Annotated in this window: 14 protein-coding genes; 12 read left to right on the plus strand and 2 right to left on the minus strand. The window is 71.3% G+C overall.

Features of this window, described 5'->3' with window-relative positions; all coding sequences use genetic code 11:
• Positions 1-9: 9 nt before the first annotated feature.
• Entirely contained in the window at positions 10-1,677 is a 1,668-nt protein-coding gene (locus tag OO68_RS19210) for an AbeC-like domain-containing protein (RefSeq protein ID WP_033309632.1), read from the minus strand.
• A 171-nt stretch (positions 1,678-1,848) separates the two neighbouring features.
• Positions 1,849-4,047: an elongation factor G-like protein EF-G2 gene (locus tag OO68_RS19215; RefSeq protein WP_033309633.1), complete on the minus strand. Its 2,199-nt coding sequence runs from the start codon at positions 4,045-4,047 to the stop codon at positions 1,849-1,851.
• A 218-nt stretch (positions 4,048-4,265) separates the two neighbouring features.
• On the opposite strand from OO68_RS19215, the gene pgsA reads away from it, so the two are divergent.
• From pgsA to secD, 12 genes are all read left to right on the plus strand, one after another.
• On the plus strand, positions 4,266-5,042 hold the full coding sequence (pgsA, locus tag OO68_RS19220) for a phosphatidylinositol phosphate synthase (protein ID WP_051814724.1): 777 nt from the start codon (positions 4,266-4,268) through the stop codon (positions 5,040-5,042).
• A complete protein-coding gene (locus tag OO68_RS19225; protein ID WP_033309634.1) occupies positions 5,039-5,947 on the plus strand; it encodes a phosphatidylinositol mannoside acyltransferase in 909 nt (302 codons plus the stop codon). The genes pgsA and OO68_RS19225 overlap by 4 nt, the downstream gene beginning before the upstream one ends.
• Positions 5,944-7,107: a glycosyltransferase family 4 protein gene (locus tag OO68_RS19230; protein WP_033309635.1), complete on the plus strand. Its 1,164-nt coding sequence runs from the start codon at positions 5,944-5,946 to the stop codon at positions 7,105-7,107. The genes OO68_RS19225 and OO68_RS19230 overlap by 4 nt, the downstream gene beginning before the upstream one ends.
• 455 nt (positions 7,108-7,562) lie before the next feature.
• A complete protein-coding gene (locus OO68_RS19235; protein ID WP_033309754.1) occupies positions 7,563-8,105 on the plus strand; it encodes a LemA family protein in 543 nt (180 codons plus the stop codon).
• 136 nt (positions 8,106-8,241) lie between these two features.
• Entirely contained in the window at positions 8,242-9,147 is a 906-nt protein-coding gene (pdxS, locus tag OO68_RS19240; protein ID WP_030843057.1) for a pyridoxal 5'-phosphate synthase lyase subunit PdxS, read from the plus strand.
• A 13-nt stretch (positions 9,148-9,160) separates the two neighbouring features.
• Entirely contained in the window at positions 9,161-9,769 is a 609-nt protein-coding gene (gene pdxT / locus OO68_RS19245) for a pyridoxal 5'-phosphate synthase glutaminase subunit PdxT (RefSeq protein ID WP_033309636.1), read from the plus strand.
• A 48-nt stretch (positions 9,770-9,817) separates the two neighbouring features.
• Entirely contained in the window at positions 9,818-10,570 is a 753-nt protein-coding gene (locus OO68_RS19250) for a YebC/PmpR family DNA-binding transcriptional regulator (protein ID WP_033309637.1), read from the plus strand.
• Between the two features lie 198 nt (positions 10,571-10,768).
• Positions 10,769-11,308 carry a crossover junction endodeoxyribonuclease RuvC gene (gene ruvC / locus OO68_RS19255; protein ID WP_033309638.1) on the plus strand — a complete coding sequence of 180 codons (540 nt, stop codon included), beginning with the start codon at positions 10,769-10,771 and terminating at the stop codon, positions 11,306-11,308.
• Positions 11,305-11,910 (plus strand): Holliday junction branch migration protein RuvA, encoded by a 606-nt coding sequence (ruvA, locus tag OO68_RS19260; RefSeq protein ID WP_033309639.1) that lies wholly within the window; start codon positions 11,305-11,307, stop codon positions 11,908-11,910. The genes ruvC and ruvA overlap by 4 nt, the downstream gene beginning before the upstream one ends.
• A gap of 22 nt (positions 11,911-11,932) precedes the next feature.
• A complete protein-coding gene (gene ruvB / locus OO68_RS19265; RefSeq protein ID WP_033309640.1) occupies positions 11,933-13,003 on the plus strand; it encodes a Holliday junction branch migration DNA helicase RuvB in 1,071 nt (356 codons plus the stop codon).
• Positions 13,004-13,188: 185 nt separating this feature from the next.
• Positions 13,189-13,680 (plus strand): preprotein translocase subunit YajC, encoded by a 492-nt coding sequence (gene yajC, locus OO68_RS19270; RefSeq protein ID WP_033309641.1) that lies wholly within the window; start codon positions 13,189-13,191, stop codon positions 13,678-13,680.
• Between the two features lie 132 nt (positions 13,681-13,812).
• A complete protein-coding gene (gene secD, locus OO68_RS19275; protein WP_033309642.1) occupies positions 13,813-15,582 on the plus strand; it encodes a protein translocase subunit SecD in 1,770 nt (589 codons plus the stop codon).

A 15,582-nucleotide genomic window follows, 5' to 3' on the forward strand; every position in this document is an offset into this window, starting at 1 on the left:
CCCACTTGCCTACGCGTCGTAGACGTCGGCCTTCTTCGGCGAAGCCTCCTGAACCGCCCCGCTGAGCGCCGCCGACCTGGAGCCGAACTTCTCCACGTCCACCCCGTTCTCCCGCAGCACCTTCAGCGCCGCCGCATGCACCACCCGCAGCACAGGCGTCGCCGCCCGCAGCGCGTCGTCGGCCATGAACCGGTGCCGCCACGGCTGGTCGGCCCACGCGTGCCGCAGACCGAACGGCTCCGGCAGCGTCAGACTGCCGCCGAGCCAGTTCAGCAGCGGCGGGTACCAGGTCAGCGGGGCGCGCGCGGCCAGCCGCACCACCTCGTCGGCGTCGATCAGCGGGAGCTTCACGGTGCGGGTCTCCCAGAACCGGAAGGCCTTCTGCACCGCCTTCTCCTTGGCCGCCGGCTTCTCGTTGAACAGGGGGTTCACCGGCCCCAGGGCGTGCCCGGTGACCTCGATGCGCAGCGTGTCGTGCAGCACGGTCACCGTGATCAGCATCGTGATCACCAGATGCCCGTCCCACAGGGTCCACTGCACGCCCAGGTAGTGCCGGTCGCCGCTGCCGAACTGCTGCTTGTTGCAGATGTCCTGCACGGCGTGCGTCCGGACCGTGTACGCGTCGACGTCCGTGCCGCTCGGCCGCGACACCTCCGTCGCCTTCTCGCCGATCGGCGAGACGATCCAGTGCGTGATGGACGGCTTGGGGAAGCCGCCGGTGTTGATCGAGGTGCGCTCCAGCATGCCGAGACCGCCCTGGATCGCCACGATGACGTCCCAGCTGCGGAACGGGTGGAACTCCTTGCCCGGTTCGGCGGAGACCAGCTCCTCGGCCAGCTGCCAGCTGCCCCAGCGGGTGCCCATGCCGAGTATGCCCTTGGGACCGGCGTAAAAGACCGAGTTGGACCGCTGCTCGGCGGCGAGGCGGGCCAGCTCCTTGCGGACCTGCTCGGCCGCGTCACCGGGGTTGCCGGGGACGGCCTCGGGGATCTTGGCTCCCACGCCACCGCCCGACAGCAGGCTCGACCAGCGCTCCCGGAGATCGCGGGCGGTCCGCTCGCAGATCTGCTTGGCCCAGAACCAGCCGACGACCGGCATGATCACCGCCGCACGTCCGTACAGGGCCCAGAAGCCGGTGAACGGCATGCGGATCAGGAACAGCACGGCCAGCGCGCCCACGGCGACCAGCAACGTCGTGGCGAGAGCGCCCGCGCGCTTGTCCTCGCGCTTGGCCATGGTGGTGCGCAGCGTGAACACCAGCAGCCACACGAGGAAGCCGGGCAGGAAGAGCACCCCGCAGATCACCGTGATCGCCGACAGCCAGTTGTCGCGGTCGCGGCGGATGCGGTGGGCCGCCAGGCAGTGCTCGACGACGACCTGGGGCTCGATGCCGAAGGACTGGATCACCGGGTTGCGCCCGGCCCCCAGCATCCGGTCGATCACCGCGCGGGAGAAGGCCTCGCCGAACCGGGGCCGGAAGATCTTCGCCCAGGGGCGCGGGGGAGTCACCTTGGACTGGTGCCACTCGTTGTCGGCGGCCAGGATCTTGGTGACCTCGTCGTCCCGGTACGCCGCAGCGGCCAGCGCATAGGTCGCCGCCGTCTGGCCGCTCGCACCCGCCAGGGGCACCTGGGCTCCCGGGCTGAAGTCGAATCCGTCCGTCACTGCCGCCCCCATCGCTGCCGCATCCGCATCTGCGGCCTTCCCGACTTCCGCGCTCCGCACACCTGTTGATCAGGTCATCAGCGTATCCGTCCGGACCGGCAGGCGGGGGCGGCCGGCCTGTTAAGCCGCCCGCCCCCGCGGAAGGGAGCCGTCAGAGGGGCACTTGGGGGCGCCCGGCGCCAACTACGAGGCCTTGCGCTCCTCTTCACGCACCCGGTCCGCGACCTGCTGCGGCATCGGTTCGTGGCGCGCGTACCGGCGGCTGAACCCCGCCGTGCCGTGTGCCATCGACCGCAGGTCGATCGCGTACCGGCCGATCTCGATCTCCGGCACCTCGGCCCGGATCAGGGTGCGCCCGCCCGGCGTCTGCTCGGTGCCCAGCACCCGGCCGCGCCGTCCCGACAGATCACTCATCACGGCGCCCACGAAGTCGTCGCCGACCAGCACCGACACCTCGGCGACCGGCTCCAGCAGATGGATCCTCGCGTCGGCCGCGGCCTCCCGCAGCGCCAGCGCGCCGGCCGTCTGGAAGGCGGCGTCGGAGGAGTCCACCGAGTGCGCCTTGCCGTCCAGGAGGGTCACCCGTACGTCGATGAGCGGGTACCCGGCCGCAACGCCCTTGGCCGCCTGGGCCCTGATGCCCTTCTCCACCGACGGGATGAACTGCCGGGGCACCGCGCCGCCCACGACCTTGTCGACGAACTCGATGCCGGACCCGCCGGGCAGCGGCTCCACCTCGATCTCGCAGATCGCGAACTGCCCGTGCCCGCCGGACTGCTTGACGTGCCTGCCCCGGCCCGCCGACCTGGACGCGAACGTCTCGCGCAGGGACACCCGGTGGGGGACGACGTCGACCTGGACGCCGTACCGGCTGCGCAGCCGCTCCAGGGCGACGTCGGCGTGCGCCTCGCCCAGGCACCACAGGACCACCTGGTGGGTGTCCTGGTTCTGCTCCAGCCGCATCGTCGGGTCCTCGGCCACCAGCCGGGCCAGGCCCTGTGACAGCTTGTCCTCGTCCGGTTTGCTGTGCGCCTGGATGGCCAGCGGCAGCAGCGGGTCGGGCATCTGCCAGGGCTCCATGAGCAACGGGTCGTCCTTGGCGGACAGGGTGTCGCCGGTCTCGGCCCGGCTCAGCTTCGCCACGCAGGCCAGGTCGCCCGCGATGACGTGCGACACCGGGCGCTGCTGCTTGCCGAACGGCGTGGACAGGGCGCCGATCCGCTCGTCGACGTCGTGGTCCTCGTGCCCGCGGTCGGCCAGCCCGTGCCCGGAGACGTGGACCGTCTGGTCGGCGCGCAGGGTGCCGGAGAACAGCCGGATCAGCGACAGCCGCCCCACGTACGGGTCCGAGGAGGTTTTCACGACCTCCGCGACCAGCGGGGCGTCCGGGTCGCACGGCCTGAGCTCGCGCGGCTTGCCGTCGATGGTCGTCACCCGCACCGTCTCGTGCTCCAGCGGCGTCGGGAAGCCCCGCGTGATCAGCTCCAGCAGCTCCACCGTGCCGAGTCCCTGCCGTGAGCCCTCACCCGCCGGGGCGGCGGCCAGGACGGGGAAGAAGACCCCGCGCGCGACGGCCCGCTCCAGGTCCTCGATGAGCGTCTTGACGTCGACCGGCTCCCCGCCGAGGTAGCGGTCCATGAGGGTCTCGTCCTCGCTCTCCGCGATGATCCCCTCGATGAGCCGGTTGCGGGCCTCCTCGATCAGCGGCAGCTGGTCCTCGCCCGGCTCGGACTCCTTGCGCTCGCCGGTCGAGTAGTCGAACAGCTTCTGCGACAGCAGCCCGATCAGCCCGGTCACGGGTGCGTGCCCGTCGGCCGCCTGGGGGCCGTGCAGCGGCAGGTAGAGCGGCAGGACCGCGTCGGGGTCGTCCGCGCCGAAGGCCTCGGCGCAGCTGCGGGTCATCTCCTCGAAGTCGGAACGCGCCGACTCCAGGTGCGTGACGACGATGGCCCGGGGCATGCCCACGGCCGCGCACTCCTCCCACACCATGCGGGTCGAGCCGTCCACGCCGTCCGAGGCCGAGACGACGAAGAGGGCCGCGTCCGCCGCGCGCAGACCGGCCCTGAGTTCACCGACGAAGTCGGCGTATCCGGGGGTGTCGAGAAGGTTGACCTTGATGCCGTCCCACTCGACGGGCACCAGGGAGAGCTGTACCGAGCGCTGCTGCCGGTGCTCGATGTCGTCGTAGTCGGAAACGGTGCCGCCGTCCTCCACGCGGCCCGCCCGGTTCACCGCCCCCGCCGTCAGTGCGAGGGCTTCCACCAACGTGGTCTTGCCCGATCCGGAGTGGCCGACCAGCACCACATTCCGTACGGACTGAGGGTGGTCGGCCGCTTGTGCCCTGCCGGCGGCCCCAGGGTGTGTCTGTGCCTTGTCGCCCATGGTCCTGCCTCCCGTGCACGGTGAGGTCACTGTGGGCGCGGACACGCGGAGTCCGCGTGCGGTGCGGCTCCGGCGACGCCCGCGGTCATTCGACCTTCCCACTCCCGTCACGGTGCGTCCATACGAACGACGCGACTGCGCCGACCACCAGCGGCCCGCGGGTTCCCCCGAAAGGGGTCAGGGTGCCCGCACCTCGCCCACGCGCGCGCGTGACTACGATGGGCCAGCCGGTGGCCAGCAGGGGCCAGACGGCGACACCGACCCTCGGGAAGGCCATGCTGAACAAGTACGCGCGTGCATTCTTCACGCGTGTCCTCACACCGTTCGCCGCGTTTCTCATCCGCCGGGGCGTCAGCCCCGACACGGTCACCCTCATCGGCACCGCCGGTGTGGTAGCGGGCGCGCTGGTCTTCTACCCCATGGGCGAGTTCTTCTGGGGCACGGTCGTGATCACGCTCTTCGTGTTCTCCGACCTCGTCGACGGCAACATGGCCCGTCAGCTGGGCCGCTCCAGCCGCTGGGGCGCCTTCCTGGACTCCACGCTCGACCGGGTCGCCGACGGCGCGATCTTCGGCGGCTTCATCCTGTGGTACGCCGGTGGGGGCGACGACCTCGTCCTGTGCGCCGTCTCGATCTTCTGCCTGGCCAGCGGGCAGGTGGTGTCCTACACCAAGGCCCGGGGCGAGTCGATCGGCCTGCCGGTCGCGGTCAACGGACTCGTCGAGCGGGCCGAGCGTCTGGTGATCTCCCTGGTCGCAGCCGGTCTCGCGGGCCTGCACGCGTTCGGCGTCCCCGGCATCCAGTACCTGCTGCCCGTGGCCCTGTGGATCGTCGCCGTCGGCAGCCTCGTCACGCTGATCCAGCGGGTCGTCACGGTCCGCCGGGAGTCCGCGGAGGCCGAGGCGGCCGCGCAGGGCGAGGCGGCCGCGCAGGGCGAGCAGGACGACGAGGGCGAGCAGCAGAACGCCTCCCACGGGAGCGAGGCGGCCACGTGAGCGCTCAGGACCGGCTGACGAACGCGCTGTACGGCCTCGGCTGGGGCACGGTCAAGAAGCTCCCCGAGCCGGTCGCCGCACGGCTCGGCCGGACCATCGCCGACCTGGCCTGGAAGCAGCGCGGCAAGGGCGTGCAGCGTCTGGAGAGCAATTACGCGCGCGTGGTGCCCGGCGCGAGCCCCGAGCGCCTCGCCGAGCTGTCCCGCGCGGGCATGCGCTCCTACCTGCGCTACTGGATGGAGTCCTTCCGCCTCCCCGCCTGGAGCAAGGAGCGGATCAAGGGCGGTTTCGAGGCGAAGGACCTGCACCACCTCACCGAGGGCATGGCCGCCGGCAAGGGCGTCATACTCGCCCTGCCGCACCTCGCCAACTGGGACCTCGCCGGCGCGTGGGTCACGACGAAGCTCGGCATCCCCTTCACCACGGTCGCCGAGCGCCTGAAGCCCGAGACGCTCTACGACCGGTTCGTCGCCTACCGCGAGGGCCTGGGCATGGAGGTCCTGCCGCACAGCGGCGGCACCGCCTTCGGCACCCTGGCCCGGCGACTGCGCGACGGCGGCCTGGTCTGCCTCGTCGCCGACCGCGACCTGTCCGCCTCCGGCGTCGAGGTGGACTTCTTCGGCGACACGGCCCGCATGCCGGCCGGACCGGCCCTGCTCGCCCAGCAGACCGGCGCCCTGCTGCTGCCCGTCACGCTCTGGTACGACGACTCGCCCGTGATGCGCGGCCGCGTCCACCCGCCGGTCGAGGTGCCAGGGTCAGGTACGCGCGCCGAGAAGACGTCCGTCATGACACAGGCGCTGGCCGACGCCTTCGCCACCGGGATCGCCGACCATCCGGAGGACTGGCACATGCTGCAGCGCCTGTGGCTCGCGGACCTCGACCCCGAGAAGGGGCGCCCGTGAGAATCGGCATCGTCTGCCCGTACTCCTGGGACGTACCGGGCGGCGTCCAGTTCCACATCCGGGACCTCGCCGAGTACTTCATCCGCCTCGGCCACGAGGTGTCCGTGCTCGCACCCGCCGACGACGACACGCCGCTGCCGCCGTACGTCGTCTCGGCCGGGCGCGCGGTGCCGGTGCCGTACAACGGCTCGGTGGCCCGGCTGAACTTCGGCTTCCTGAGCGCCGCCCGGGTGCGCCGCTGGCTGCACGACGGCTCGTTCGACGTCATCCACATCCACGAGCCGACCTCGCCCTCCCTGGGCCTGCTGACCTGCTGGGCCGCCCAGGGGCCGATCGTGGCGACGTTCCACACCTCCAACCCGCGCTCCCGCGCGATGATCGCCGCGTACTCGATCCTCCAGGCCGCCCTGGAGAAGATCAGCGCCCGGATCGCCGTGAGCGAGTACGCCCGCCGCACGCTGGTGGAGCACCTCGGCGGCGACGCGGTCGTGATCCCGAACGGCGTCGACGTCGGCTTCTTCGCGGAGGCCGAGCCCAAGGCGGAGTGGCAGGGCGACACGATCGGCTTCATAGGGCGCATCGACGAGCCCCGCAAGGGACTGCCGGTGCTGATGAAGGCCCTGCCGAAGATCCTCGCCGCGCGCCCGCAGACCCGGCTGCTGGTCGCCGGGCGCGGTGACGAGGAGGAGGCGGTGGAGTCCCTGCCGGCCGAGCTGCGCTCGCGCGTCGAGTTCCTCGGCATGGTCAGCGACGAGGACAAGGCCCGCTTCCTGCGCAGCGTCGACCTGTACGTCGCGCCCAACACCGGCGGCGAGAGCTTCGGCATCATCCTCGTCGAGGCCATGTCCGCCGGAGCCCCCGTCCTCGCCTCCGACCTGGACGCCTTCGCCCAGGTCCTGGACCGGGGCGCGGCCGGTGAACTGTTCCCCAACGAGGACGCCGACGCCCTGGCCGACGCGGCCGTACGGCTCCTGGCCGACCCGGAGCGGCGGACGGAGCTGCGCGAGCGGGGGAGCGCCCACGTACGGCGCTTCGACTGGTCGACCGTCGGCGCGGACATCCTCTCCGTCTACGAGACGGTGACGGCCGGAGCGGCGGCGGTCGCCGAGGACGAGCGGACGACCGGGTGGTGGGGGCGGCTGGGGTTCGCCCGGGACTGACGGGCGGGCCGGGGAGCGGCTGGATCCGGATGGCTGTACTCGGGTGGGGGCCGGCTGCCGGGGGCGGCGGGGTGCCCATGCCCCGCCGGGGCTGAGTGCCGGGCCGACAGGTTCGCGTAGCCGCCTGGCTTGAAGGCCGGGCCGGGGCGCCCGCCCCAGGCCGCAACCCGGGCAGGGTCAGTCGGTACGCCCCGAGTCTCCGGTCACAGTCGCCCGCCAAGGCAGGAGGCTCGCCGGGAATCGTCTGGTGGCAGTCGCCGGCCAGGGCTGGAGGGTTCGCGGGGAATCGTCTGGTGGCAGTCGCCGGCCAGGGCTGGAGGGCTCGCCGTGAGTCGTCCGGAGGCAGTCGCCGGCCACGAGTCGGCCGGTTGGCCCGGAGACGCCCGGTCGCTGCCCTCGCCCCAGCCAGGGCGGGGTGAACGCCCGGGTCGCGCGGGCCGCTAGCCTTGCCGCCCGTGACCACCACTCTCATCTGGATCGCCGTCGCCCTGGTCGCGATCGGGCTCTACCTGAGCTGGACCGCCGGCCGGCTCGACCGTCTCCACGCCCGGATCGACGCCGCCCGGGCCGCCCTGGACGCGCAGCTGCTGCGCCGGGCCTCGGTGGCGCAGGAACTGGCGACCTCCGGAGTCCTGGACCCGGCCGCCTCGATCGTGCTGTACGAGGCCGCGCACGCCGCCCGGCAGGCCGAGCAGGAGCAGCGGGAGATCGCGGAGAGCGAACTGAGCCAGGCGCTGCGGGCCGTCTTCGGGGAGGCCCCGCAGGTGGAAGCGGTGCGCGAGGCGCCCGGGGGAGAGGAAGCGGCCCGGGAGCTCACTGAGGCGGTCCGCAGGGTGCCGATGGCCCGCCGGTTCCACAACGACGCCGTACGGGCGGCCCGGGCCCTGCGCCGGCACCGCAAGGTGCGCTGGTTCCGCCTGGCGGGTCACGCGCCCTTCCCGATGGCCTTCGAAATGGACGACGAGCCCCCGGCGGCCCTGGTGGACCGGGCCGCCTGACCCGGTTCACCTGTCGTTTTCCGGCCGTCCGTCGCAAAAGGATCCACGGCGTTCCCATTGGCCCTTGCTGTGGCCTGGTTCTCTCACGTTTCCTCAGTGCTGCAGAAAACCCTCTTTCCCATCAGTGAGGTCACCCGTGTCCATCTCCGAAAACCAGGCTCCCGAGACCGGCACCGCCCGAGTGAAGCGCGGCATGGCCGAGCAGCTCAAGGGCGGCGTCATCATGGACGTCGTCACGCCGGAGCAGGCCAAGATCGCCGAGGACGCGGGCGCCGTCGCCGTCATGGCCCTGGAGCGGGTCCCCGCCGACATCCGCAAGGACGGCGGCGTCGCCCGCATGTCCGACCCGGACATGATCGAGGGCATCATCGACGCCGTCTCGATCCCGGTCATGGCCAAGTCCCGCATCGGCCACTTCGTCGAGGCCCAGGTCCTGCAGTCCCTCGGCGTCGACTACATCGACGAGTCCGAGGTCCTCACCCCGGCCGACGAGGTCAACCACAGCGACAAGTTCGCCTTCACCACCCCCTTCGTCTGCGGCGCCACCAACCTGGGCGAGGCCCTGCGCCGCATCGCCGAGGGCGCCGCGATGATCCGCTCCAAGGGCGAGGCCGGCACCGGCAACGTCGTCGAGGCCGTCCGCCACCTGCGCCAGATCAAGAACGAGATCGCCCGTCTGCGCGGCTACGACAACAACGAGCTGTACGCCGCCGCCAAGGAGCTGCGCGCCCCGTACGAGCTGGTCAAGGAAGTCTCCGAGCTCGGCAAGCTCCCCGTGGTGCTGTTCTCCGCCGGCGGCGTCGCCACTCCGGCCGACGCGGCCCTGATGCGCCAGCTCGGCGCCGAGGGCGTCTTCGTCGGCTCCGGCATCTTCAAGTCCGGCGACCCGGCCAAGCGCGCCGCCGCCATCGTGAAGGCCACCACCTTCTACGACGACCCGAAGATCATCGCGGACGCGTCCCGCAACCTGGGCGAGGCCATGGTCGGCATCAACTGCGACACCCTCCCCGAGGCCGAGCGCTACGCCAACCGCGGCTGGTAAGGCACAGGAATCCATGAGCGACACCTCCGTCATAGGCGTCCTGGCCCTCCAGGGCGACGTACGGGAGCACCTCGTCGCCCTGGCCGCGGCCGATGCCGTGGCCAGGCCGGTGCGGCGCCCCGAAGAACTCGCCGAGGTCGACGGCCTCGTCATCCCCGGCGGCGAGTCCACCACCATCTCCAAGCTGGCCGTCCTGTTCGGCCTGATGGAGCCCCTCCGCGCGCGTGTGCGGGACGGCATGCCCGTCTACGGCACCTGTGCCGGCATGATCATGCTCGCCGACAAGATCCTCGACCCGCGCTCGGGCCAGGAGACCATCGGCGGCATCGACATGATCGTGCGCCGCAACGCCTTCGGACGGCAGAACGAGTCCTTCGAGGCCGCCGTCGGCATCCGGGGCATCGAGGGCGACCCGGTGGAGGGCGTCTTCATCCGTGCCCCGTGGGTCGAGTCCGTCGGCGCCGCGGCCGAGGTGCTCGCCGAGCACGACGGCCACATCGTCGCGGTCCGTCAGGGCACCGCGCTGGCCACGTCGTTCCATCCGGAACTGACCGGCGACCACCGCGTCCACGCCCTGTTCGTCGACATGGTGCGGGCGGACCGGGCAGCCGACTCCTTGTAGGATTCCTGCGTTCGTTGCTGAGATGGGTTACGCGAAGGAGACAGGCAGATGTCCGGCCACTCTAAATGGGCTACGACGAAGCACAAGAAGGCCGTGATCGACGCCAAGCGCGGCAAGCTCTTCGCGAAGCTGATCAAGAACATCGAGGTCGCGGCCCGCATGGGCGGCGTCGACATCGAGGGCAACCCGACGCTCTACGACGCCATCCAGAAGGCCAAGAAGCAGTCGGTCCCGAACAAGAACATCGACTCCGCGGTCAAGCGCGGCGGCGGTCTCGAGGCCGGCGGCGCCGACTACGAGACGATCATGTACGAGGGCTACGGCCCGAACGGCGTGGCCGTGCTCATCGAGTGCCTCACCGACAACCGCAACCGCGCCGCCTCCGAGGTCCGCGTCGCCATGACCCGCAACGGCGGCTCCATGGCCGACCCGGGCTCGGTGTCGTACCTGTTCAACCGCAAGGGCGTCGTGATCGTCCCCAAGGGCGAGCTGACCGAGGACGACGTGCTGGCCGCCGTGCTCGACGCGGGCGCCGAGGAGGTCAACGACCTCGGCGAGAGCTTCGAGGTCCTCAGCGAGGCCACCGACCTGGTCGCGGTCCGCACCGCCCTCCAGGACGCCGGCATCGACTACGACTCCGCCGACGCCAACTTCGTCCCGACCATGCAGGTCGAGCTGGACGAGGAGGGCGCCAAGAAGATCTTCAAGCTGATCGACGCGCTGGAGGACAGCGACGACGTCCAGAACGTCTTCGCCAACTTCGACGTCAGCGACGAGGTCATGGAGAAGGTGGACGCGTAACGCGCCGCGAATGCCGCGATCTCGGCGGGCCGGGGGACACACGTCTTCCGGCCCGCTGTCGTTGTCGGTGGCAGCGGATAGCCTGGCGTAGCCAAAGATCACCGTCCACGGACCGCGACCCTCGATTGAGGAACCATGACGGTGCTCAGCCAGGTCCGCGAGAGCGGCGGCGGTTTAGCCGCAAAAAGGGGAGGGCGCGTGCGCGTACTGGGGGTGGACCCGGGACTGACCCGGTGTGGTGTCGGAGTCGTCGAGGGCGTCGCCGGGAGGCCGCTCACGATGATCGGCGTCGGCGTCGTCCGCACGCCGGCGGACGCCGACCTCGGCCACCGCCTCGTCGCCGTCGAGCAGGGCATCGAGCAGTGGCTCGACGAGCACCGGCCCGAATACGTCGCCGTCGAACGCGTCTTCAGCCAGCACAACGTCCGTACGGTCATGGGCACCGCGCAGGCCAGCGCCGTCGCGATGCTCTGCGCCGCCCGCCGCGGCATCCCCGTCGCCCTGCACACCCCGAGCGAGGTCAAGGCCGCTGTCACCGGCAGCGGCCGCGCCGACAAGGCACAGGTGGGCGCCATGGTCACCCGCCTGCTCCGGCTCAGCGCCCCGCCCAAGCCCGCCGACGCGGCCGACGCCCTCGCCCTCGCCATCTGCCACATCTGGCGCGCCCCCGCGCAGAACCGACTCCAGCAGGCCGTCGCCCTGCACACCGCCAAAGCACCGAAAGGCCGGACGGCATGATCGCCTTCGTCAGCGGCACAGTGGCCGCACTCGCTCCGGACGCCGCGGTCGTCGAGGTCGGCGGCGTCGGCATGGCCGTCCAGTGCACGCCGAACACGCTGTCCACGCTCCGCATGGGGCAGCCGGCCAAGCTGCACACCTCCCTGGTCGTCCGCGAGGACTCCCTCACCCTCTACGGCTTCGCGGACGACGACGAGCGGCAGGTCTTCGAGCTGCTCCAGACCGCGAGCGGCGTCGGGCCGAGACTCGCCCAGGCCATGCTCGCCGTGCACAGCCCCGACGCGCTGCGCCGGGCGGTGTCCACAGCCGACGAGAAGGCCCTCACCGCCGTCCCCGGCATCGGCAAGAAGGGCGCGCAGAAACTGCTCCTGGAGCTGAAGGACCGGCTCGGCGCGCCGGTCGGCGCTCCCGCCGTCGGCGCACCGGTCAGCAGCGGCTGGCGTGACCAGCTGCACGCGGCCCTGATCGGCCTCGGGTACGCGACCCGCGAGGCCGATGAGGCCGTGACGGCCGTGGCCCCCCAGGCCGAGGCCGCCGGGGGCACGCCCCAGGTCGGCCAACTGCTGAAGGCGGCCCTCCAGACCTTGAACCGCGCCCGCTGACCCCCACCCTGAGGCACATCACATGAACTGGGACGACACGACCGACGCCGACGCCGCAGAGCGGCTGGTGGACTCCGTCGCCGACCGTGAGGACCAGGCCGTCGAGGCCGCCCTGCGCCCCAAGGACCTGGACGAGTTCATCGGCCAGGAGAAGGTCCGCGAGCAGCTCGACCTCGTCTTGCGCGCCGCACGCGCGCGGGGCGCGACGGCCGACCACGTGCTGCTCTCCGGCGCCCCCGGCCTCGGCAAGACCACCCTGTCGATGATCATCGCGGCCGAGATGGGCGCCCCCATCCGCATCACCTCGGGCCCCGCCATCCAGCACGCCGGCGACCTCGCCGCGATCCTCTCCTCCCTCCAGGAGGGCGAGGTCCTCTTCCTCGACGAGATCCACCGCATGTCCCGGCCCGCCGAGGAGATGCTGTACATGGCGATGGAGGACTTCCGCGTCGACGTCATCGTCGGCAAGGGCCCCGGCGCCACGGCCATCCCCCTGGAACTGCCCCCCTTCACCCTGGTCGGAGCCACCACCCGCGCAGGCCTGCTGCCGCCCCCACTGCGCGACCGCTTCGGCTTCACCGCGCACATGGAGTTCTACGAACCGGCCGAACTGGAGCGGGTCATCCACCGCTCGGCGAACCTCCTCGAAGTCGAGATCGAGCCGGAGGGCGCCGCCGAGATCGCCGGACGCTCCCGCGGCACGCCCCGCATCGCCAACCGCCTGCTGCGCCGCGTCCGCGACTACGCGCAGGTCAAGGCCGACGGCCTGATCACCAGGGACATCGCCGCAGCGGCACTCGCCGTGTACGAGGTGGACGCGCGCGGCCTCGACCGCCTCGACCGGGGCGTGCTGGAAGCCCTGCTCAAGCTGTTCGGCGGCGGCCCGGTCGGCCTCTCCACGCTCGCTGTCGCGGTCGGAGAGGAACGTGAGACCGTGGAGGAGGTCGCCGAACCCTTCCTCGTACGGGAGGGGCTGCTGGCCCGCACCCCCCGCGGCCGGGTCGCCACGCCCGCCGCATGGGCACATCTCGGCCTGACCCCGCCACGGTCCCAGACCGCCGGAAACGGACAACAGGACCTGTTCGGGGCGTGACGGCGCCGTCACGGCTCCGGGGCGGCGAGGTCAGTGGCCGGAGCAGGAACCCCGGTGCCATGCTGAGCGTTGTTCCATGCGCGCGGACTCGCTTAGACTCCGCCGATGCCGCCTTTGTCGGCGGCGTACACACCCCCAACCATCTGGCCGCTCACAGCGCGGTCGTGTGAAGGAAGTACCGACCCGTGAGTCTCCTGACCCTCCTCCCGTTCATCGTGCTCATCGGGGCCATGTTCCTGATGACCCGGTCGGCCAAGAAGAAGCAGCAGCAGGCCGTGGAGATGCGGAACCAAATGCAGCCCGGCAGCGGTATCCGCACCATCGGGGGCATGTACGCCACGGTCAAGGAGGTCAACGAGGACACCGTCCTCGTCGACGCCGGCCCCGGCGTCGATCTCCTCTTCGCCAAGAACGCCATCGGTGCCGTCCTCACCGACGACGAGTACAACCGCATCGTCCACGGCATCGAGCACGACCTGAAGTCCGACTCCGACATCGTCCCGGACGACGCCTCCTCCCTCACCGAGACCGACGACTCCGCGGCCGACACCCCCGCTGACGACAAGGCCGTCGACCTCGGCAAGAAGGACGCGGCCGAGGAGCCGGCCGGCGAGGCGGCCGAGGCCAAGCCGGACGCAGAGCCGAAGAAGACCGACGGCGACTCCGAGGCGAAGTAGTCGTGTCCCGGGGTGCGCGGGTCCTGCCCGCGCGCCCCGGGACACGCCCAGCTCGCACGGAGTGCCGACACCATGTCATGGCCGCCCGTCCGCCGATCCGGAGCGAGGTGGCCCGAGAGGGAGTACGAGAAGGTGGCCACACCTAAAAAGGGCAGGAACGCGAGCGCCCAGAGCAAGCCGGGGCGCTCGCTGGCCCTGATCCTGATCGCCATCGCGGCGCTCACCGGTGGGATGTTCGCCTCGGGGCACACGAAGCCCCGTCTCGGCATCGACCTTGCCGGCGGTACGAGCATCACGCTCCGCGCGGTCCCCGAGGCCGGCAACGAGGCGGCGATCAACAAGACCAACATGGACACCGCCGTCTCCATCATGGAGCGCCGTGTCAATGGTCTGGGCGTCTCCGAGTCCGAGGTCCAGACGCAGGGCCGGGAAAACATCATCGTCAACATTCCCAAGGGCACCAACTCGGAGCAGGCCCGCAAGCAGGTCGGCACCACCGCCAAGCTCTACTTCCGTCCGGTCATCGCCACCGAGATCGCCGGCGGCCAGGGCACGGCCAGCCCCTCCCCGAGCCCCACCGGCAGCCCCACGGACAAGCCGTCCGGCAAGGCCACCGACAAGCCCGAGGCCACCGACAAGGGATCCGCGTCCCCGTCCGCCTCTCCCACCACCCAGGGCCGTGCCGTCACGGACGCCCTGAAGGCCGACGCCACGCCCTCCGCGAGCGCCTCGGACAAGGGCGACAAGGCCAGCCCCTCCCCGTCGGGGAGCGGCGGCACCGCCGAGGGCGACGCGAACGCGCTGCAGGCGAAGTACGCCAAGCTCGACTGCACCGACGAGAAGACCCGCTCCAGCGTGGGTGACGGCGTCAAGGCCTCCGACCCGACCCTGGCGTGCGGCAAGAACGCGCAGGGCCAGTGGCAGAAGTACATCCTCGGCCCCGCCGAGGTCGACGGCACGGACGTCGACAAGGCCCAGGCCGTCCTGAACACCCAGACCGGTGCCGGCTGGACCGTCACGATGGACTTCACGGACGCCGGAGCCAAGAAGTTCGCGGACATCACCGGCAAGCTGGCGCAGAACCAGTCCCCGCAGAACCAGTTCGCGATCGTCCTGGACGGCGACGTCGTCTCCGACCCGTACGTCCGGCAGGCCCTGACCGGCGGCAACGCCGAGATCTCCGGCAACTTCAACCAGCAGTCCGCCCAGGACCTGTCCAACATGCTGAGCTACGGTGCGCTGCCGCTGACCTTCAAGGTCGACAGCATGACGACCGTGACCGCCGCGCTGGGCGGTGACCAGCTGCAGGCGGGTCTGATCGCGGGCGCGATCGGTCTCGCGCTGGTCGTCATCTACCTGCTGGCGTACTACCGCGGCCTGTCGTTCATCGCGATCCTCTCGCTGCTGGTCTCCGCCGCCCTCACCTACACGCTCATGTCCCTGCTCGGCCCGGCCATCGGCTTCGCGCTGAACCTGCCGGCCGTCTGCGGCGCCATCGTCGCCATCGGCATCACGGCGGACTCGTTCATCGTGTACTTCGAACGCGTCCGTGACGAGATCCGCGAGGGCCGCTCTCTGCGCCCCGCCGTCGAGCGGGCCTGGCCGCGTGCCCGGCGCACCATCCTGGTCTCCGACTTCGTGTCCTTCCTCGCCGCCGCGGTGCTCTTCATCGTCACCGTCGGCAAGGTCCAGGGCTTCGCGTTCACGCTCGGCCTGACCACCCTGCTCGACGTGGTCGTCGTGTTCCTCTTCACCAAGCCGCTGCTGACGCTCATGGCCCGCCGCCCGTTCTTCGCGAACGGCCACAAGTGGTCCGGCCTCGACCCGAAGAGCCTGGGTGCCCAGCCGCCGCTGCGCCGCACCCGCCGTCCCTCCGCCCCCGTCGAGACGAAGGAGGCGTGA

The organism is Streptomyces iakyrus (assembly GCF_000717055.1).
Taxonomy (GTDB): domain Bacteria; phylum Actinomycetota; class Actinomycetes; order Streptomycetales; family Streptomycetaceae; genus Streptomyces; species Streptomyces iakyrus.